Raw genomic sequence first — 19,029 nt, 5'->3', positions numbered from 1 at the left:
CCCGCGGTGTGGGCCCGAGCCCGACCTGCTTCCGGCCCGGGCCCACGCACTCCGCGCTTGCCGGGTTTGCCGGCTCTCCTCGCAGGTTCACGGAGTTCAGGCCGACGTAGGTGTAGACGAAGGCGCCCGTGGCGGCCGAAGGCGGCGACGACGGCAGGGCCACAGCGAGGATGAGGCCGCCGAGAGCGGCGGCCAGGCTGCTGCGCAAGCGCACAGGTCTGTCCTCCAGAAGAGAACACGTGGTGGCGCAGCCGCCCTTCCCGCCCACGATCCCCCAGTAGTCCTCCTGCCATCGCCGGAACGTTTCACCTTCACCCGTTCAACCCGGACCCCGGAGGACAGCGGAGCCGGGGGCATTCCGGAAGGAAGTGCCGCCGGATCCCGTGGCCGCCGCCGGCGGCGGAGAGGGATCCCCGGCCTCTACTGCGGGGCTCGGTGCGAAGTGGCGGTGAGCGTGGTCCACCGCGCGAGCAGTTCGCTCGCTGTGCGCGTGTTGACGGGGTCGGCCGCGGCGTTCATCAGTGGCAAAGGGGCGTGGCGCGCGGGCCTGTGGGCGCCGGGCCGGGGGCGTCCGGGATATCTACGCCGCCGTCACCGGGCCGATGAGCGCGCGTCGGCCGTGGGGTTCAGAGGGTGAGCAGGCCGATGGCGTGGCCGTCGTGGTCGACGACCGGCCACACGGCCAGGCCCCGGGCGCGCATGGCGGCCGCCGCGGTGGCGGCGGGCATGTCGGCGGTGGCGAACGGGGCCCTGTCGAGGACGATGCCGCGCACCGGGGTCCGCTCGGTGTACCAGGACCGGGCCTGGAACGGCGCCAGGTGCAGGCGCGTCAGCAGCCCCGCGCAGCGGCCGTCGTCGTCGCGGACCAGGAGGTGGTCGGCGCCGGAGCTCTGCAGGACGTCCATCGCAATGTCGACCATGATGTCTTCACTGATCTGCAGCTCCGGGCATTTCATGAGGTCGCCGACCGTGGCGGTGGTCGCGGGGCATTCGAGGGTGATGGTCACGGCGGACTCCTTGGCGTCGTTTCCGCCGGGGCCGGCGGTGGTCGGGGCACTGGCGGTGGGACAGCCGGCGGGTGCGCCGGAGCGGGCCGAGACTGCTCTGCACTCGGCGAGTTGGTGGGGCCCGGACTGCGGCGGCAGGTCCGGGCCCCCACGTACGTGCTAGGCGGCGAGGGCGACGCGGCGAGGTGCCCGGCGGCGGCCGGAGGAACCCTGGCCGGCACGGCCCACGGCAGCCGCACCGGTGGCGCCGACGGTGAGGGCGGGGCGCCTGCGGCGGTTGCGGCTCGTGGAGGTGCCGCGGCGGGGGCGTTCGACGACGGGGGCCTCGATCACGGTGGGGATGCCGGTGGGCACCCGGGCACCGGTGATCCGGGCCAGCTCCTCGTCACCGGCGCTGACGCGGGTCGTGACCGGGGTGATGGCGGCGGTGGCCATCATCCGGGCCATGCCGCGGCGCTGGCTGGGCAGGACCAGGGTGACGACGGTGCCGGACTGCCCGGCCCGGGCGGTGCGGCCGCCGCGGTGCAGGTAGTCCTTGTGGTCGCTCGGCGGGTCCAGGTTGACGACCAGGTCGAGCCCGTCGACGTGGATGCCGCGGGCGGCGACGTTGGTCGCAATGAGCGCGGTGACCTGGCCGTTGCGGAACTGCTCCAGGGTCCGGTTGCGCTGCGGCTGGGACTTGCCGCCGTGCAGGGCGGCGGCCTTCACGCCGTTGGCGAGCAGGTCGTCCACCAGGCGGTCGGCGCCGTCCTTGGTGTCGATGAACATGATCACCCCGCCGTCGCGGGAGGCGATGTGCGCGATCGTGGCGTTCTTGTCGAAGTTCTGCACCTGCAGCACATGGTGCTCCATCGTGCTGACCGCACCCGCCGACGGGTCCACCGAGTGCGTCACCGGGTCCTTCAGGAACCGCCGCACCAGCCGGTCCACGTTGCGGTCCAGGGTCGCCGAGAACAGCATCGTCTGACAGCCCTCGGCCACCTGCTCCAGCAGCTCGGTGACCTGCGGCAGGAAGCCCATGTCGGCCATCTGGTCGGCCTCGTCGAGCACCGTGATGCCGACCCCGTCCAACTGGCAGTCGCCGCGCCGGATCAGGTCCTTGAGCCGGCCGGGGGTGGCCACCACGACCTCCGCACCCCGGTTCAGCGTCTGCGCCTGCCGGCCGATCGACATCCCGCCGACGACCGTGGCCATCCGCAACCGCACCGCGTGGGCGAACGGCGTCAGCGCCTCGGTCACCTGCTGCGCCAGCTCCCGGGTGGGCACCAGCACCAGCGCCAGCGGGCGGCGCGGTTCGGCCTTCTGCCCGGCGGTCCTGGCCAGCAGCGCGAGGCCGAACGCGATGGTCTTGCCGGAGCCGGTACGGCCCCGGCCGAGGACGTCCCGGCCGGCCAGCGAGTTCGGCAGCGTGGCGGCCTGGATCGGGAACGGGGCGGTGACGCCCTGGCGGGTCAGCACCGCGAGCAGTGCCTTCGGCATCTCCAGCTCGTCGAACGCCTCGACGGCCGGCAGCGACGGGGTGGTGCTCACCGGCATCGCGAACTCCCCCTGCAGGGAGGAGCCCTGGCGGGAGCGGCCACCGGAGGGCCGGTCGCCGTAGAAGGAACTGCCGCCGGAGCGGGATCCGTAGGAGCCGCCGGAGCGGGAGGAGGCCGAGGTGCGGGAGTTGGTGTTCTGGTACGGGGAGCGACTGGAGCGGTTCATGTGAAACCTTCCTGGGGCGGCACGTCGCGAGGCGACTCCGCAGCGCGGGGCGCCGGCAGGAGGCCTTGCGGGAACGGGCCGAAAGCATGGGGAGCGGGGCGTGGACGGTGAAACCGTGCGGCACGTCACCTCAGGCCGGCGCTCACCGCGGGGCGGGAGCGAAGAACCTCGAACCGTGAGCTGTCACGGCAGGGCGGCGATCCGGACGCGGCGCTGTGCGTCTCGCGTGGGGATGGCAGCCGGTGGCGGAGCCAGGAGCCGGAAACGGCCGGGGATGTGCGTCGTGGCGCAATGCCGAGGGGCCCGCACCGGGCATCATGTACGCGGTGCGGGCCCCTCGCTACCAGGCGGGTGCCGTGGCAGAAAAACTACAGCGGACGAATGTTCTCGGCCTGCGGGCCCTTCTGGCCCTGCGTGACGTCGAACTCGACCTTCTGGCCCTCGAGCAGCTCGCGGAAGCCGTTGGCGTTGATGTTCGAGTAGTGGGCGAAGACGTCCGGGCCGCCACCCTCCTGCTCGATGAAGCCGAAGCCCTTTTCCGCGTTGAACCACTTCACAGTGCCATTAGCCATAAAGAAATCTCCTTCAAGGGGCTGTCCGAAACCCGCACAGTGCGCGCTCCGAGTCGCCGCGATGAGCACCCACCCGGGGAAGAGCCGGGAAACAAAAAGGCGCCTGCGAAACATCAGCAGGCGCACACAAAGTTCATGGGAACCACTACTGCAACTAGGGAGACTCTAGCAGGCCCCAGCCCGCCACGGGCGGATATTCCACCCCCGGTTCTGCGGCGCCTCGCGCCGGGCGCCGCCGACCACGAGGCCGCAGGACCGTCAACACGCTTGATTGGCAGCCTGGTTGGCCAGCTGCAGCGCCTTCGGAGGCCGCTGCCCGGCTTACCTGGACGGGCGGGTCGCGCAGGCCCTGAGGCGCCCGCCCTGCCACGCCGGCCCCGCACCGCGCCCACCGGCGCGACCGGCGATCATTGCGGGCGGCGTGCGCGAAATTCTTGTCGCAGCTGCGAAATCGAATACGCCGGAGAAGGCCCGCTCCCGCGATTTTCGGCGCATACTGCAGGGGATGACGAAATCTGCAGCAGTTCGCCGCGTCCTGCCCACCAGTCCCTTCAAGGCCCGGATCGAGGCGCCGCGCAAGCACTTCGCCGTCGGCGACCGCGTCACCCACGACACCTACGGCCTCGGCCGGGCCGTCGGGGTCGAAGGCGACAGCGACATCGCGGTACTCGTCGACTTCGGATCGCGGCGGGAACGCATCACCCAGCCCTACACCGCGATGTTCAAACTCTGACCCAGGACGCACGCGGCTCCCGGCCGGGAACACCGCAGCGCACAGGGTGCGTCTCGTGGACGGCATGCCGTCCACGAGACGCACACCCCGACCTGGCCGAACCGCGCCCACCGGTCCGGCCCGGAGTCCCACCTGCAACGGCCGGAAAGACGCGCGACGAGTCGCCCTTGGCGGCCGACAGCGGGCCGGGCGGGCGACAAACTCCGTGCGTGGATGACAAACACCCGTTTGAGTCCGTCTGCGCAGTGCTCTCCCTCCGAGGGTTCGAGCCGGTGCCGCCCCAAGCCGCCGGGCTCTCCGCCCAGCACCGACCAGGGACCGGCCTGGTGCTGGCACGGAGTCCCGGCCAGGACCTGATCGACACCAGCATCCAAGCCTGTCCGCATCCCGCCGACGCTGCCGGGCGCGCCGAGTTCCGCGGCATCCGCAGCGCGCTCGTACTCGCCCTGTCGGAAGTCCTCGGCGCCTCGGGCTTCACCGTCACCACCCCTCGGAGCCGACCTCCTCGTCACCGCCGGACCACACGATCCGGGCGATGCCCCGGCCCTCAAGCGCTGCGACGACGCCAAAGGGTTCGTGGTACTGCCCCGCAGGTGGATCGTGGAACGGTCCTTCTCCTGGCTGATCCGGGTCCGGCGCCTGGCCCGCGACTACGAGACCCGCATCAACAGCGCACAGGCGATGGCCTGGTGGGTCGCGGGCATCCCGGCCACCCGCCGACTGGCTCGCTCGGGCCGACCTCCCCGCGCCGCGTCAAGCGGTCCGCGGCCTGAACAGCCCCGGCCACGCCTCGGTCAACCAGCCCCGCTCCACCAGCCGCTTTGCCCTGAATCGGGCCGCCTGCTCCTTCCCGTCACTCGCCGGCCAGCCCAGATGCTCGCGCATCACCCGCGCCCGCACCCCCTCCCCGCCGCCGGCCGCGTCGCGCTCGACCAGGCCCGCGACCCGCGCGCACTCGGGCGGCAGTACCTCCACCCCCAACTCGTCACGCCACGAGAGCACTTCGACCCACGGCCCGTCACAACAGCTGGTGCCACGGGCCTCACAGCCATGCCCAATTCGGAACCACGCCCGCTTCAACGACGGACCCCGCCGCAACGCAAGGTCCCCAGCCCTCATACCAACGGAGAACTACCGATGACACGATGCGACAAGCCTCCCGACAAAGCACTACTAGCGGGGACGCGACCCGCTGTAGAGGTCCAGGTAGCCCACGTACAGCATCAGCTGCTGCAACGTGTAGAACGTCTGACCACCGGCAAAGATGGGCGGGGTACCGGCATTGTTCATGACCCGGTAGACCCAGTTCGAGATCCCGGCCCAGTTCGTCTCCAGGTTGACGTTGTCCCGGCCGATCTGGGCGAGACCGTGGTCGCGGATGTTGCCGCGGATGTTGTCGAAGATCCGCCCGAAGCGCGCTGCCTCCGAGGTGGCCTGGATCATCATGATGAGGGAGTCCGCCAGGACGGCGCGCCCGCTGGCGCTGTTCTGGAGAGCGGCGATCTGACGGACCTGCCGCAGGGCGTTGTCGAGCCTCGGCCCGTTGATCTGCTGGTTGTACCGAGTGTCGCCACCGGGAAGGCCGTTGTAGTTGCTGGACCAGGGGAGGGTGCTCGCCTGGACGCCCAGCACCCGGTTGAAGCGCTCCCTCGACGCGTTGCCGTCGTTGAATACCCAGTGCGTGCCCCCGACCTGGTAGAAGCCGGCCAGGTACAGGTTGTGCGGCCAGAAGTAAATGGCCCCCTGGTAGGCGCCGCTCTGGAACAGGCTGATCTGGATGAGCTGGTCGTTGTCCGCCACGACGGTCTCGTCCAGGTCGGTCCTGAACCAGTCGTGGCTGCTGAGCGAGTGGAGCTGGGCGATCACGTCCCAGTACCGCTGGTGCGCCTGAGCACCGCCGCCGCTCAGGTCGCTGATTTCCCAGTTGATGTTGCTGAGACGGTTGTTCGTGTCGGCGTGCGCCGCGGGCGGTGTCATACCCATGAGCCCGACCGCCAGCGCCAGGGCGACCAGTGAGCCGACCAGCCGTCGGCGCACGCGTACCAGTGCACCGGGTCCATTCATTGTGAGCATGCGGGAATCCCTCGATCGTGTAACGACAGGTCGTCAGCGCGCACGCCCGGCCACCGGCTTTCGCACACGGCGAGCACCCACGGCGCGCTGTCGGCACGCTAATCGACCCTGTGATCCATTGATGTGCCGTCAGGGCCTCGGCCCTTGACCGGCAGTGCACCGCCGTCCTGTCGTCGCCGACCGCCCCCGGCAGCCGCCCCCGTGAGCCCCGTCCCGGGCCGCTCCCGTCAGCGGGCCGCTCAGCCTGTCGGCGGCCGTGTTCCTGGCCCTGACAACCGAGATGCTGCCGGCCGGCCTCCTGCCTTCGACGGCCCGCGAAGCCGCCGCACACTTCTCATTCGCCTGACACACTCGGCGGCCTCCTCCACGAGTACCAACATGCGACCTGATCGGGGCGGATGAGGTTTTCGGCAAGAGCAGGTATGTGCAGCCGTCGGAGGACGAAGACCTCCGACGGCTGTTCGCGCACAGGCCAGAACCGGGGCACGGATGGACCGACCGGCTGTGACCGGCGGACGTACGGTGACGACCGGTGTCGACCTCGCCTGCCCGTGCAGCCCGGTCCATGCCCCACCCGCCCCGTAGGGCGCGCCGCGGCCTCCGCCTTCCCCGGCGGAGGCCTGGTGGATGTCGACGAGCGGCGGCCATTCCGCCCGGAGTGCTCCGGTGTGCCGTCGGTGGCACAACGACCTCGGGCTCATCGGGTGGTGCGGCCCGGGACCGGAGGAGAGAACGACATGACGGACGACCACGGCCTCCCGCGGAGGCTCGCTCGCTCCGAGACCGCCCGCGCGGAGGCGTTCAGCGACGGCGTGCTGGCCATCGCCGTGACCATCCTGGTCCTCGGGCTCACGGATCCGCCCCACGAACCGGGCGGACTCGGGCGGGCCCTGCTCCGCCAGTGGCCGGTCTACCTCGGCTACCTGGCCTCCTTCAGCTATGTGGCGGTCATCTGGCTGAATCACCATCAGGCCTTCGTTCGGATACGTGCCATGGATCGCGGGTTGCACGCGGCCAATCTCCTCCTGCTCTTCACCACGGCGGCGCTCGCCTTTCCCACCGCGGTGCTGTCGGGCGCGCTGCAGAACAGCGTCATCGACAGCGACGCTCGCGTGGCCGTCGCGCTGTACGCCGGGATCGCGGCAGGCATGTGCGGCAGCTGGATCGTGCTCTACAGCCATCTGGACCGGCGTCCGGAACTGCTGCACCACGCTGTCGAACCCTCCTACGTCGCTCACGGCAGGCTCCGCTCGTGGGCCGGCGTGATGGCGTATCTCCTCGCCGGTGCGGTCGGTGCGCTGACCGCCCCGGTCGTCGCACTCGCCGTGTTCGTCGTGCTGCCGGTCTTCTACTTCCTGACCAGCGAGGGGCTGCGGCTGCCCGGTCGCGGCCGACGGGAAGCGAATCGCCAGGAGTAGGCGAGAGAACCGGCGAGCGGTCCGGCCGGCACACCTGGTTGCATGCTTGGGGGCCTCCCACGGATGAGATGTACCGTGGGAGGCCCCCGCGTCTATGTCGAGGAACCGGTCCTCGCCGAGCACGAGCCGGCCGTCCAGGGCCAGCTCGGTGGAGGTACGGGCGCTCCGGACGGGCCGCAGTCTGCCGAGAAGCGGCGTCACCGGGTGGGCTGCTGCCTCCGCGTCACCGCGTCACCGCGCCGATTCATCCCCCGGTAGTGCGCTGTGGTGCCAATTCCTGAGCACAGAGGGAGGATTCGGCCGATCGATCCGGCCGTAGTTTCGGGGTGTGCCGAAGCCGCGAATGCGGTGAGCACCCTACCGATTGCTCCGAAAGGATCCCTCATGTTCGACATCACCAAGGTTCAGGCCGCCCCGAGTTCGGACCTCCTCACGCCCGACAACGCGGTCATGCTCTTCGTGGACCACCAGCCGCAGATGTTCTTCGGCACCGGCAGCGGTGACCGCACCGCGATCATCAACAGCACCGTGGGGCTCGCCAAGGCGGCTCGGGCTTTCGGCGTGCCGGCCGTCCTGACCACGGTGGCCGCCGAGTCCTTCTCCGGGCCTCTGCTGCCTCAGCTCGCCGAGGTGTTCCCCGAGCACGAGATCATCGACCGGACGAGCATGAACGCCTGGGAGGACGAGGCCCTCGTCGCGGCGGTCAAGGCGACCGGGCGCAAGAAGATCGTCCTCGCCGGCCTGTGGACCGAGGTCTGTCTGGTGCTGCCCGCGCTCTCCGCGCTGGAGCAGGGGTACGAGGTGTACGTCGTCTCGGACGCCTCCGGTGGCGTCAGCCCGGCCGCCCACGAGCACGCACTGCAGCGGATGCTGGCCGCCGGCGCGGTGCCGGTGACCTGGGTGCAGGTGCTCCTGGAGCTGCAGCGCGACTGGGCGCGCCAGGAGACGTACGGCGCGGTCATGGAGATCGTCAAGGCCCACGCGGGTGCGTACGGCCTGGGCGTCGTGTACGCGCAGAGCGTCATCGGCGCGCACGCCGCGGGCTGACGCTCGTGGACACCGGCATTCTGATCCTTCGTCTGCTGGCGGGCCTGCTCGTCGCCGGTCACGGCGTGCAGAAGATCAGCTCCCACCTGGGCGGCAAGGGACTCGAGGGCGGGACGGAGGAGTTCCGCGCCGACGGCTTCCGCGGCGGTGTCGTCACCGCCCTGGCGGCGGGCGGCGGCCAGATCGGCTCCGGGCTGCTGCTCGCCGCCGGCTTTCTGACCCCGCTCGCCGCGACCGGCGTCATCGGGGTCATGACGGTCGCGCTCACCGTGAAGTGGCACCACGGACTCTGGGTGCAGAACGACGGGTACGAGTACCCGCTCGTCCTCATCGGCACCGCCGCCGCTCTCGCTGCCACCGGCCCCGGCGCGTGGTCCTTGGACGCGGCCCTCGGCCTCACTCCGTACCCGCTGTGGTGGGCCGCCGCCGCCCTCGTGGCCGGCCTCGGCAGCGGGCTGCTCACCCGGCTCGTACTGCACGGCCGGGCCCCGGCGGCGGCGCGGACCGCGGCCCCCGGCGGCCGCTGAGTACGAGCCGCCACAGACCGGGTCCGGCCGCCCTGCGACCCCCGCGCGGGCGGCCGGGCCCTCCCACCTTCCACACCAGGAGTACCGATGGAAACCGCGACCACCGCATCCACCACCGCACCCTCGCGCGGCGGCGGTCAGCCGCTGCTGCACCAGAAGGGCGGCGAGACCCAGGCGTTCGGCACGCTGAAGCAGCTGCCGATCGGCCTCGGCCACGACACCCGCATGTACGCCTGCCAGCGCCTCAACCGCGTGCTCGCCGATACGCAGATCCTGTACTCCCTCTACAAGAAGCACCACTGGCTGATGCGCGGGGCGACCTTCTACTCGCTCCACCTGATGCTGGACAAGCACGCGGAGGCCCAGCTGGCCGTCGTGGACGCGCTGGCCGAGCGAATCCAGAGCCTAGGCGGTGTCGCGGTCGCAGACCCGCGCCACGTCGCGGAGCTGACGGCCATTCCGCGACCGCCGAACGGTGTGGAGAAGGTCCCCGTCATGCTGTCGCGGCTCCTCGACGCGCACGAGCGGATCCTGATCGACGCGCGGGACGCCGCCGCCCGGATCTCGGCGGAGGGCGACGAGGGCAGCACCGACCTGCTCGTCTCCGAGGTCATCCGCCCCGGCGAGGCGCAGGTGTGGTTCCTGGCCGAACACCTCGTGGACACCCCTCTGGTGCAGAGCTGATGGAGGAGACGTTCGACGTCGTCGTGGTCGGCGGCGGGCCGGGCGGCGAGGTCGTCGCCGACCGGATCGTCCGGTCCGGTATGACCGCCGTCCTCGTCGAAGCCGAGGCGGTCGGCGGCGAGTGCTCCTACCGCGCGTGCGTGCCGAGCAAGGCCCTGCTGCGTCCCGGCGCGGCCCGGGAGGCCGCGCGGTCGGTCGACGGGTCCCGGCAGGCGGTCACGGCGGCACTCGACCCGGCGCGGGTCCTGGCCCGCCGTGACCGGTTCACCGGCCGCGGTGACGACACCGGACAGGCCGACTGGCTGACCAGTGCCGGCATACCCCTCGTACGAGGGCACGGACGGCTCGCCGGGGAGCGCCGGGTGGAGGTGACCGGGGCCGACGGCGCCGTCCGCACCCTGCGGGCCCGGCGCGCGGTCGTGCTCAGCCCCGGCACGGAACCCGCGCTGCCGCCGGTCGAAGGGCTCGACCGGATCGGTGTGTGGACCAACCGGCAGGCCACCACGGCCGATGCGGTGCCCGAGCGGCTCGTCGTCCTCGGCGGCGGGGTGGTGGCCTGCGAGATGGCCACCGCATGGGGCTCACTCGGCTCCACCGTCACCCTGCTCGTCCGCGACCAGGCTCTGCTGACGGGCTGGGAACCGCGTGCCGGCGAGGAAGTCGCCCGCGGACTGACCACCCTGGGCGTGACGGTCCGCTTCGGGGTCTCGGCCCTCCGGGTCGCCCGCGACGGGGCCGCTCGCACCGTGACCGTGGAGACCGACGACGGCGCCGTCCTGGCGTGCGACGAGGTACTGGCCGCCGTCGGCCGGCGCCCCCGCACGGCGGACCTCGGCCTGGAGACCGTCGGGCTGCCGGGCGGTGACTGGCTCCCGGTCGACGACACCTGTCGCGTCACCGCCCTCGACGGCAGCTGGCTGTACGCCGTCGGCGACGTGAACCACCGCGCGCCGCTCACCCACATGGCCAAGTACCAGGCCCGTGCCTGCGCCGCGGCGATCGCCGAACGAGCCGCAGGCCGCCCGGCGGACAGCGGCGACTGGCAGGCCTGGAGCGCGCAGGCCGACCACGTCGCCGTCCCGCAGGCCGTCTTCACGCATCCCGAGATCGCGAGCGTCGGCCTCACCGAACGAGCGGCACGCGAAGCGGGTGTCGCCGTACGCGTGGTGGAGTACCGAATCGGCGACGTCACCGGAGCCGCGCTGTACGCCGACGACTACCGCGGCTACGCCAAGCTCGTCGTGGACGAGACCCGCGGAGTCGTCGTCGGCTGCACCCTCACCGGCCCCATGGCGACCGAACTCATCCACACCGCCACCGTCGCCATCGTGGGCGAAGTCCCGCTCGAACGTCTGCGGCACACCGTCCCCGCCTTCCCGACGGTCAGCGAGGTCTGGCTGCGCCTCCTTGAGGCGTACGGCATCTGAGGCGACCTCCGCCCGTGCCCTCCGCGTGCCCTGCTCGCCTCCCCCGCCCCTGCTCCGGGCGCTGAACGAGAGATCCCCACCATGAGTCCGACCTCCCCCTCCACCACCGGCGGCGCCGACGACGTACAGGGCAGCCGACCGGACGTTCCCCCGGAACGCCGCTTCGAACCCGACCTCCGGTCGATGACCCGGATCAACCTCCGCCCCATCGCCTCCCCCATGCCGCTGGGCTTCTTCACGGTGGCGATCGCCTCCGTGATGACGGGGTGCATGCAGCTCGGCCTCTTCGACACAGAGGCCCGCGGCGCCGTCGCCCTGTGCGTGCTGCCGGCCTTCGCGCTGCAGTTCCTGGTGAGCATCCTGGCATTCGGCGCCCGGGACGTGATCGCGGCGACGCTGATGGGCATCTTCGCCGGCAGTTGGCTGGCCTACGCGCTCGTCATGTTCAGCGGCGCGCCCGACGGTCTGCGCGTGCTGGGCGTCTTCAACCTTGCCTTTCTGTGTTTCGGGGCGCTGATGACCGCCGTGACACGGCCCAAGCGCGCACTGTGGCTCGTCCTGCTGGTCTCCCTGCCCCGCTGGGCGACCACCGGTCTGTCGGGTCTCACCGGCGCCGAATGGCTCACCCGCACGTCGGGGGCCCTCGGTCTCGTGGTGGCGATCGTCGCGATGTACACCGCCTTCGCCCTGATGCTGGAGGACATGCGCAGCGAGGAGGTCCTGCCCATCGGCCGCAGCGGGCCGGCCCACACCGCTGTCGAGGGCGACCTCGCGGTCCAGCTCCGCAACCTGGAACGCCAGGCCGGCGTGCGACGAACGCTCTGACCGTCCCGCGCTCGTGAACACCGCAACCGCACCGTCACAACGACTGAACAGGAGTTCCCCCATGTCCCGATCCGCCGAACCCACCGTCGTGCTGGTCCACGGCGCCTTCGCCGACGCCTCCAGTTACGCCCGCGTCATACCGGAGCTGACCGCCGCGGGCCTGAAGGCAGTGGCTCCCGCCGTGCCCAACCGCAGCCTGGTGGAAGACGCCGCGTACATCGCCTCGGTGATACGTGCTGTCGACGGACCCGTGATCCTGGTCGGCCACTCCTACGGTGGCGCCGTCATCACCCTCGCCGGCGTGGAGGAGAACGTCCGGGCACTCGTCTACCTGGCGGGATACGTGCTGGAGGAGGGCGAGAGCCTGGGCGAGCTGCAGGGGCGTTTCCCCGACTCCGGCCTCGCCGACGCGCTCGTCTTCACGCCGTTCCCCGCGATCGGATCCGCCGAGGCCGGCACCGACGTCTCGGTGGATGTCGAGCGGTTCCCCGCCCTCTTCGCCGCCGACGTCGACCCCGGGCTCGCCGCGGTGCTCGCCGTCTCCCAGCGCCCCCTGGCCGCGCGGGCCTTCTCGGAAGCGGCCCCGGTCGCGGCCTGGAAGAGCAAGCCGTCGTGGGGCCTGGTCGCCACCTCCGACCGGACCATCAACCCCGACGTGGAGCGCTACGGCTACGAGCGGGCCGGCATGACCACCGTCGAGGTCGACTCCTCGCACCTGGTCATGCTCGCCCGGCCCGAAGCAGTGGCCGCGCTGATCCAGGACGCGGCCCGGTCCGTCACCCGCTGACCCGCCCGCGCCGCCGGTGCCCGTCCGAGCCCACCCTCCGGTGTGGGCTCGGACGGGCACACAAGCCTGTGACCTCGAACGATTGGTTGATTATGTTCGAACGCTGGTAGCTTCGGTCCGCCCCCGAGAACACTCGGCGGGCGAACGGAGGAAGCACACCCATGAGGTTCGGCGCGAGGCTCGCGCTCGCCGTTATCGCCATCGTCGTCACGGCCGCCGCATGCGTCGCCCCTCCCAGCTCTTCCTCGTCCGGCGAGGCCGGGGACTGCGGGCCGTACACGCGGTACGGCAAACACCCCGGGACCCACGTCACCGTCTACGCGCCCAGCCGGGACCGGGAAGCAGACCTGTTCGAAGAGACCTGGGCCGGCTTCGCCGCCTGCACGGGAATCGACGTCCAGTACGAGGGAAGCGGGGAGTTCGAGGCCCAGATCCAACTCCGGGTCGAGGGCGGCCACGCCCCCGACGTGGCGTTCTTCGCCCAGCCCGGGCTCCTGGAACGTTTCGCGCGCGGGGGGAAGCTCCGACCCGCGAGCGCGGAGCTCGTCTCCCTGGCCGAACAGGGCTGGTCGGCGGACTGGAACAGCTACGCGACCGTGAACGGCACCCTCTACGGCACTCCGTTGGTCGCGAACGTGAAGTCCTTCGTCTGGTACTCGCCGAAGCTCTTCCGGGACAAGGGGCTGACCGTCCCCCGCACCTGGGCCGAACTGATGGACGTGACGGAGAAGGTCGCCGCATCGGGGGTCAGTCCGTGGTGTGCGGGCCTCGAATCCGGTGAGGCCACCGGATGGCCCGTGACGGACTGGATCGAGGACGTCCTGCTCCGCCAGCAGGGGCCGGACGTCTACGACCAGTGGGTCTCCCACCGGATCCCGTTCAACGACCCGCGAGTGGTCCGGGCCATGGACACGGTGGGATCGATCCTCAGGAGCGACCGCTATGCCAACGGCGGCTACGGATCGGCCCGCTCGATGGCCTCGATCTCCTACCAGGACGGCGGCACGCCGATCCTCTCCGGCGACTGCGCGATGCACCGCCAGGCGTCGTTCTACGCCGAGCACTGGCCGAAGGGCACCCGGATCGGACCGGACGGGGACGTGTTCGCCTTCCTCCTTCCGGGGGCGGACACGACCAGCAAGCCCGTCCTGGGCGGAGGGACGTTCGCCACGGCGTTCTCCGACCGCCCCGAGGTGCGAGCCTTCCGGGAATACCTGGCGAGCGCCGACTTCGCCAACGCTCGGATGAAGAAGGGCCCCTTCGTCTCCGCGAACAAGGGAGTGGATCCGGCCGACGCCGCCGGCCCGATCGACCAGCTCTCGATCCAGCTGCTCCAGGATCCCCGGACACAGTTCAGGTTCGACGGTTCCGACCAGATGCCCGCGGCCGTCGGCGCGGGCACCTTCTGGAAGGGAGCCGTCGACTGGATCAGCGGCAAGGACACCGAATCGGTGGCGGCGGCCATCGAACGGTCCTGGCCGAGCCACTGATGCCGTTCGACGTCGTCGCTCAGCAACCGAAGCTGGCCCACCTTCTCCAGGGCGTCGTCGCGTTCTCGGCCGTGGTCGGCCTGATCCTCCTGGCACTGCACCGAGGGCCGGCACGGAGACGGGGCGCGGCCTTCCTGCTGCTGGCCCCCGCCCTGCTGCTGCTCACCATTGGCCTCCTTCTGCCCGGCCTGCACACCCTGGGCCTGTCGTTCATGGACGACGAAGGGGACGCCTGGGTCGGCGTCGACAACTACGTGTGGATGTTCACCGACCCCGAGGCGCTGATCGCGCTCCGCAACACCCTGGCGTGGGTGGTGCTCGTGCCCCCGCTGGTGACGGGGATCGGTCTCCTCTACGCCGCGGCCGTCGTCCGTGCGCGGTTCCGGGCGCTCGCCCTGTCCCTCGTCCTGCTGCCGATGGCGATCTCGTTCGTCGGCGCCGGCCTGGTCTGGAGGTTCGTCTACGCCTACCGGCCGGCCGGCGCGGAGCAGATCGGGCTGCTGAACGAACTCGTCGTGGCGTTCGGCGGCGAGCCGAGACAGTGGCTCGTGGACTCCCCCTGGAACGTCCTGTTCCTCATCGTGGCGATGGTGTGGGCCCAGACAGGCTTCGCGGCCCTCCTGCTGGCAGGCGCGATCACGGCGGTTCCCGGCGAGATCGTCGAGGCGGCCCGGCTGGACGGCGCGTCACCGCGGCAGATCTTCCGGCACATCACCGTGCCGTCGATCAGACCCACGCTGCTCGTCGTCGTCCTCACCGAGGTGATCGGCACCTTCAAGGCGTTCGACATCGTCAAAACCATGACCGCCGGGCAGTTCGACACCGCTGTCATCGCCCACGAGATGTACGACCAGTCCTTCCGCTACGGCCGGACCGGCCACGGCGCGGCCCTCGCGGTGCTGCTCTTCCTCCTCGTCACCCCTGTCGTGGCCTACAAGGTCCGTACGCAGCGGAGCGTGGGGTGAGCGGGGTGCGCGGGGTGAGCGGTGTCCGGGAGCGTCTGTCGTCCCGCGTGTTCTCGCTGGCCGCCGTGGTGACCGCGATCCTGTGGACCGTGCCGACGCTCGGTCTGTTCCTCTCCTCGTTCCGTCCCGAGGCCGAGATCAAGACGACCGGCTGGTGGACCGTGTTCGGCGCGCCCCACGTCACGCTCGCCAACTACCGTGAGGTGCTGTTCGGCACCGGGAACGCGTCGGGCCGGCTCGCCGACCACCTCGTCAACTCGATCGTCATCACCCTGCCCTCGGTGCTGTTCCCGCTCACGCTGGCGTTCCTCGCCGCGTACGCCCTGGCGTGGATCGACTTCAAGGGGCGCGATGTGCTCGTCGTCGGCATTTTCGCGCTCCAGATCGTGCCCCTCCAGATGGTGCTCGTCCCACTGCTGCGGCTCTTCTCCCGCGGATGGCTGTTCCTGCCCGCCTGGAACGCCACCGGAGCGGCTCGGTTCAGCCAGGCGTGGTTCGCGCACACGGTCTTCGCGTTGCCGTTCGCGGTGTTCCTCCTCCACAACTACCTGGCCGGACTGCCCCGTGACCTGATCGAGGCGGCCCGGGTCGACGGCGCGTCACACGCGACACTGCTGCTCCGGATCGTGCTGCCGCTGGCCCGCCCGGTCCTGGTGACGTTCGCGGTCATCCAGTTCGTCTGGGTGTGGAACGACCTGCTGGTGGCGATGACGCTGTCGGGCGGGACCGCCGAGACCGCTCCGGTGACGGTCGGACTGGCGGCCATGGCCGGCACGCGCGGCAACGAGTGGCAGCGGCTCACCGCGGGAGCGTTCGTGTCGGCGTTCGTCCCGCTGCTCGTCTTCCTCCTCTTCCGGCGGCACGTCGCCCGAGGTCTGCTCGCGGGGTCCGTCAAGGGATGACACCGCAGGAGATGAGCACGGACGCCCGGCTGAGCCGGCCGGGTCTGCGCGGCCGGGAAGCCGAGCTGGAACAGCTGCGGGCCATGGTCGAGGCGGTGCGCGCCGGCGACGGCAGTGGGATCGCCCTGCTCCTGGGCGAGCCGGGGATCGGGAAGACCGCCCTGCTGGAGGAGACCGTCTCGATCGCACGCGCCAGCGGGTTCACCGTCAGCCAGGGGCGCGCCGAGGAGCTGCACGAGCTGGCACCGCTGGCGTCGCTGGCCTCGGGCCTGCTGCACGGCGACCCGCCGCTGCTGGCCGCGGAGGACTTCGCGCACCTGGCGGGCCACCACGACCAGCGCGTCTGGCTGGTCGAACGGCTGGCCCGGCTGATCGAGGAGCGCTCGACGGGCGCTCCCACACTGATCGCGATCGACGACGTCCAGTGGACCGATCCGCTGAGCCGGTTCGCACTGAACGTCATGCCGGCGCGACTGCTGGCCTCCCCGGTTCTCTGGCTGCTCGCGGGGAGGGAGAACCCGGACCTGCGCGGGGGCGCCACCCGGACGGCGACGCTCGCGCTGCGGCCGCTGTCCGGTGCGGCGCTCGCCGAGTTGGCGCGGGACGTACTCGGCGGGACGGTGCCGGATCGCGTCACCGGGTTGCTCGACACCGCCGGCGGTAACCCGTTCCTCGCGACGGAGGTGCTGGAAGGCATCGCGGCGTCGGGTGCGGACGGGGCCGAGCCGCCGGAGCGGCTGGTGCTCGGGGTCCGCGGCAAGCTGTCCGCGCTCCGACCGGGCACCCTCGCATTCCTGCGGATCGGTTCGGTCCTGGGCCGCGCCTTCCACCTCGCCGACGCCGCGGCCCTGTGCGGCAGGCCGGCCTCGGGCCTCATCGGCGAACTGCACGAGGCGATCGGCGCCGGGCTCATCGAGGACGACGGCGAACGCCTCGTGTTCCGCCATGACCTGCTCCGGCAGGCGGTCTACGCCGACCTCGCACCCTCCGCGCGGCGGGCACTGCACCGGGAGGCGGCGAGTCTGCTCGTCGCGGCGGGCCGCACCTCGGCCGACGCTGTCCCGCACCTGCTCAAGAGCGCCGAACCGGGTGACCGGGAGGCGATCCGGCTGCTCGGCCGCGCCGCCTCGGACGTACTCACCGTCATGCCCGACCTCGCCGCCGATCTGTCCGTACGTGCCATGGACCTGGTGCCGCCCCACGATCCCACGGAGTTCGACGTGGGTGAACGGGCCATCACCGCCCTCACCCGCGCGGGCCGGTACACCCGGGCACGGGAGACCGGCGACGTCCTCCTGGCCCGGCAGCCCCCGTTCGACGTCTTCGCCCGTCTGCAGTCGGTCCTCGGGGACACGCTGTGGCACCTCGACGACATCCATGAGCTGACCCGCCGCTCGAGGGCCGCCCTGGGCGTCGTCACCGACCCGGCGGTCCGCGCCCGGCTGACCGCGCGACTCGCGCTCGCCCAGTCCCGCGGCCGCGACCTCGGCAGCGCTCGCACGACCGCGGAACGGGCGTTCGCCGAGGCGGAGCGCGCACAGGACCGGGAGGCCCGCGTCATCGCGCTGTGGGGCCTGGGCGAGATCGCCCTCAACGCGGGCGAGTGCGCGTCCGCCGTCGACCACCACACGGCGCTCAGCGCGTTCGACGCGGCGTTCCTGCCCGAGGAGGTCGTCGCCCGTGTCCACCTGGACGACTTCGACACGGCCCGGCACCTGCTGCGGACGGCGGGCGACGACCCGCTGCGACCCGCGATGCTGATGTGGGCGCAGGGAAGCCTGAATCTGGGGCTCGGGCGGCTCGACGACGCGGAGGCCGACCTCGTCACCACCGAGCGGCTGGAAGCGGACATCCACGTGCCCGCGAACCTGGTCAACGTTCGGGTCCACCGGGGCTGGCTGGCGCTGCTGCGTGGCGATCGCGAAGCCGCGGAGGAACACGTCGAGGTCGTCAGGGCGGCGGTGGCCGGCCGGCCGAACCCGGGGAACCACGCCGCCCACCAGTACCTGGAGGCCCTCCTCGCCGACGCCGACGGCGATCACGCGGCGGCGGCCGAACGGCTGCGGTCCGCCCAGCGGGACCACCCCTTCGTCCGCTGGAGGCTCCTGCGCACCCGGTTCGTCGAGGCCGTGCAGATCGCCCTGCGTGCCGGAGACCGGGCCCTGGCCGTGGACCTCGCGGCCCAGGCGGCCGACTACGCCTCCCACAACCCCGCCGTGCCGACGGCACAGGGGACGGCCACGCACACGGCGGCGCTGGTGAACGCCGATCCCGGCCTTCTGGAACGGTCCGTCCGGATCCTTCTCAACGGGCCCCGGCCGCTGCACCTCGCGGCGGCCCGCGCCGACCTCGGCCGCGCGCTGTCTGTCGTAGGAGACGCCGCCGCGATACCCGCCCTGACGAGGGCCTACGAGGCGTACGCCCACGCGGGGGCCGGGTCCGAGGCCGACAAGGTCCGGGCGGAACTGGACCGGGCCGTGACGGGCTCCGGTCGACGCCCGGCCCGCCCTCGCCCCAGCCAGGGGTGGGACGCGCTCACCGCTTCGGAACGCAAGGTCGCCCGGCTCATCGCCGCAGGACACACCAACCGGTCGGCCGCTGCCGCCCTGATCGTGTCTCCGCACACGGTCAACACGCATCTGACGTCGATCTTCCGCAAGCTCTCGGTGAACTCACGGGTCCACCTGACCCGGCTGGTACTGGCGCAGGCCGAAGTCGACGCGACCGGCCCGTCCGCGTCCGCGTCGGCGCACTCTGCGCCCGCGGGCAAGGCCCGGGGCGCCGCACGACAATCGGCGGCGCCTCCCCCGCCATAGCGTGACGGCATTCCGCGCCGCGACGACGCGCGGACCAGCCGAACCGAAGCGA

The 19,029-nt window shown here is 71.5% G+C and carries 17 protein-coding genes and 1 pseudogene; 13 read left to right on the top strand and 5 right to left on the bottom strand.

Annotation, left to right across the window (positions count from 1 at the left end; all coding sequences use genetic code 11):
• Positions 1-626: 626 nt before the first annotated feature.
• From BI06_RS12280 to BI06_RS12270, 3 genes are all read right to left on the bottom strand, one after another.
• Positions 627-1,007, bottom strand: a complete 381-nt coding sequence (locus BI06_RS12280) for a CBS domain-containing protein (RefSeq protein WP_233290118.1) — start codon at positions 1,005-1,007, stop codon at positions 627-629.
• A 159-nt stretch (positions 1,008-1,166) separates the two neighbouring features.
• On the bottom strand, positions 1,167-2,711 hold the full coding sequence (locus tag BI06_RS12275) for a DEAD/DEAH box helicase (protein WP_043467838.1): 1,545 nt from the start codon (positions 2,709-2,711) through the stop codon (positions 1,167-1,169).
• 368 nt (positions 2,712-3,079) lie between these two features.
• Positions 3,080-3,283 (bottom strand): cold-shock protein, encoded by a 204-nt coding sequence (locus BI06_RS12270; protein WP_030918248.1) that lies wholly within the window; start codon positions 3,281-3,283, stop codon positions 3,080-3,082.
• A gap of 505 nt (positions 3,284-3,788) precedes the next feature.
• Between BI06_RS12270 and BI06_RS12265 the strand changes: the two genes are divergently transcribed.
• Complete coding sequence (locus tag BI06_RS12265) at positions 3,789-4,016, top strand: hypothetical protein (protein WP_030396173.1); 228 nt, start codon at positions 3,789-3,791, stop codon at positions 4,014-4,016.
• A 384-nt stretch (positions 4,017-4,400) separates the two neighbouring features.
• A pseudogene (locus BI06_RS55480) lies at positions 4,401-4,691 on the top strand (transposase); the annotation flags it as partial.
• A gap of 78 nt (positions 4,692-4,769) precedes the next feature.
• Here BI06_RS55480 and BI06_RS12260 read toward each other — a convergent pair.
• Together BI06_RS12260 and BI06_RS12255 are read right to left on the bottom strand one after the other, a co-directional pair.
• On the bottom strand, positions 4,770-4,991 hold the full coding sequence (locus BI06_RS12260; RefSeq protein WP_030396172.1) for a hypothetical protein: 222 nt from the start codon (positions 4,989-4,991) through the stop codon (positions 4,770-4,772).
• 198 nt (positions 4,992-5,189) lie between these two features.
• Positions 5,190-6,089, bottom strand: coding sequence for a ribosome-inactivating family protein (locus BI06_RS12255; protein ID WP_078880335.1), 900 nt, complete (start codon positions 6,087-6,089; stop codon positions 5,190-5,192).
• Positions 6,090-6,826: 737 nt separating this feature from the next.
• On the opposite strand from BI06_RS12255, the gene BI06_RS12250 reads away from it, so the two are divergent.
• The 11 genes from BI06_RS12250 (at position 6,827) to BI06_RS12200 (ending at position 18,977) form a co-directional block, all read left to right on the top strand.
• Positions 6,827-7,507: a TMEM175 family protein gene (locus BI06_RS12250; RefSeq protein WP_037781258.1), complete on the top strand. Its 681-nt coding sequence runs from the start codon at positions 6,827-6,829 to the stop codon at positions 7,505-7,507.
• 384 nt (positions 7,508-7,891) lie between these two features.
• Positions 7,892-8,554 (top strand): hydrolase, encoded by a 663-nt coding sequence (locus tag BI06_RS12245; protein WP_030396169.1) that lies wholly within the window; start codon positions 7,892-7,894, stop codon positions 8,552-8,554.
• A 5-nt stretch (positions 8,555-8,559) separates the two neighbouring features.
• Positions 8,560-9,081 carry a DoxX family protein gene (locus BI06_RS12240; protein WP_043467833.1) on the top strand — a complete coding sequence of 174 codons (522 nt, stop codon included), beginning with the start codon at positions 8,560-8,562 and terminating at the stop codon, positions 9,079-9,081.
• 87 nt (positions 9,082-9,168) lie between these two features.
• On the top strand, positions 9,169-9,765 hold the full coding sequence (locus BI06_RS12235; protein ID WP_030396167.1) for a Dps family protein: 597 nt from the start codon (positions 9,169-9,171) through the stop codon (positions 9,763-9,765).
• Entirely contained in the window at positions 9,765-11,192 is a 1,428-nt protein-coding gene (locus tag BI06_RS12230) for an NAD(P)/FAD-dependent oxidoreductase (RefSeq protein ID WP_043467831.1), read from the top strand. The genes BI06_RS12235 and BI06_RS12230 overlap by 1 nt, the downstream gene beginning before the upstream one ends.
• Before the next feature lie 81 nt (positions 11,193-11,273).
• The gene (locus tag BI06_RS12225; RefSeq protein ID WP_043467829.1) at positions 11,274-12,017 is read left to right on the top strand and encodes a GPR1/FUN34/YaaH family transporter; all 744 of its coding nucleotides are present in this window, start codon (positions 11,274-11,276) and stop codon (positions 12,015-12,017) included.
• A 61-nt stretch (positions 12,018-12,078) separates the two neighbouring features.
• A complete protein-coding gene (locus BI06_RS12220; RefSeq protein ID WP_043467827.1) occupies positions 12,079-12,804 on the top strand; it encodes an alpha/beta fold hydrolase in 726 nt (241 codons plus the stop codon).
• 161 nt (positions 12,805-12,965) lie between these two features.
• Positions 12,966-14,294: an ABC transporter substrate-binding protein gene (locus BI06_RS12215; RefSeq protein ID WP_043467824.1), complete on the top strand. Its 1,329-nt coding sequence runs from the start codon at positions 12,966-12,968 to the stop codon at positions 14,292-14,294.
• A complete protein-coding gene (locus BI06_RS12210; RefSeq protein WP_043467821.1) occupies positions 14,294-15,259 on the top strand; it encodes a carbohydrate ABC transporter permease in 966 nt (321 codons plus the stop codon). The genes BI06_RS12215 and BI06_RS12210 overlap by 1 nt, the downstream gene beginning before the upstream one ends.
• The gene (locus BI06_RS12205) at positions 15,256-16,161 is read left to right on the top strand and encodes a carbohydrate ABC transporter permease (protein ID WP_233290117.1); all 906 of its coding nucleotides are present in this window, start codon (positions 15,256-15,258) and stop codon (positions 16,159-16,161) included. Before BI06_RS12210 ends, BI06_RS12205 begins: the two co-directional genes overlap by 4 nt.
• Before the next feature lie 11 nt (positions 16,162-16,172).
• Positions 16,173-18,977, top strand: a complete 2,805-nt coding sequence (locus BI06_RS12200) for an AAA family ATPase (protein ID WP_082558441.1) — start codon at positions 16,173-16,175, stop codon at positions 18,975-18,977.
• Positions 18,978-19,029 lie beyond the last annotated feature (52 nt).

This window comes from Kitasatospora sp. MBT66 (genome assembly GCF_000710405.2).
In the GTDB taxonomy this organism is placed as follows: Bacteria; Actinomycetota; Actinomycetes; order Streptomycetales; family Streptomycetaceae; genus Kitasatospora; species Kitasatospora purpeofusca.
This window is presented reverse-complemented; position numbering and strand designations above follow the sequence as displayed.

Bases quoted from the DNA above. Each gene is read 5' to 3' on its own strand.
- BI06_RS12265 (WP_030396173.1), top strand. From the start codon at position 3,789: ATGACGAAATCTGCAGCAGTTCGCCGCGTCCTGCCCACCAGTCCCTTC.
- BI06_RS12255 (WP_078880335.1), bottom strand. From the start codon at position 6,089: ATGCTCACAATGAATGGACCCGGTGCACTGGTACGCGTGCGCCGACGG.
- BI06_RS12220 (WP_043467827.1), top strand. From the start codon at position 12,079: ATGTCCCGATCCGCCGAACCCACCGTCGTGCTGGTCCACGGCGCCTTC.
- BI06_RS12210 (WP_043467821.1), top strand. From the start codon at position 14,294: ATGCCGTTCGACGTCGTCGCTCAGCAACCGAAGCTGGCCCACCTTCTC.
- BI06_RS12250 (WP_037781258.1), top strand. From the start codon at position 6,827: ATGACGGACGACCACGGCCTCCCGCGGAGGCTCGCTCGCTCCGAGACC.
- BI06_RS12215 (WP_043467824.1), top strand. From the start codon at position 12,966: ATGAGGTTCGGCGCGAGGCTCGCGCTCGCCGTTATCGCCATCGTCGTC.
- BI06_RS12230 (WP_043467831.1), top strand. From the start codon at position 9,765: ATGGAGGAGACGTTCGACGTCGTCGTGGTCGGCGGCGGGCCGGGCGGC.
- BI06_RS12270 (WP_030918248.1), bottom strand. From the start codon at position 3,283: ATGGCTAATGGCACTGTGAAGTGGTTCAACGCGGAAAAGGGCTTCGGC.
- BI06_RS12245 (WP_030396169.1), top strand. From the start codon at position 7,892: ATGTTCGACATCACCAAGGTTCAGGCCGCCCCGAGTTCGGACCTCCTC.
- BI06_RS12200 (WP_082558441.1), top strand. From the start codon at position 16,173: ATGAGCACGGACGCCCGGCTGAGCCGGCCGGGTCTGCGCGGCCGGGAA.
- BI06_RS12235 (WP_030396167.1), top strand. From the start codon at position 9,169: ATGGAAACCGCGACCACCGCATCCACCACCGCACCCTCGCGCGGCGGC.
- BI06_RS12275 (WP_043467838.1), bottom strand. From the start codon at position 2,711: ATGAACCGCTCCAGTCGCTCCCCGTACCAGAACACCAACTCCCGCACC.
- BI06_RS12225 (WP_043467829.1), top strand. From the start codon at position 11,274: ATGAGTCCGACCTCCCCCTCCACCACCGGCGGCGCCGACGACGTACAG.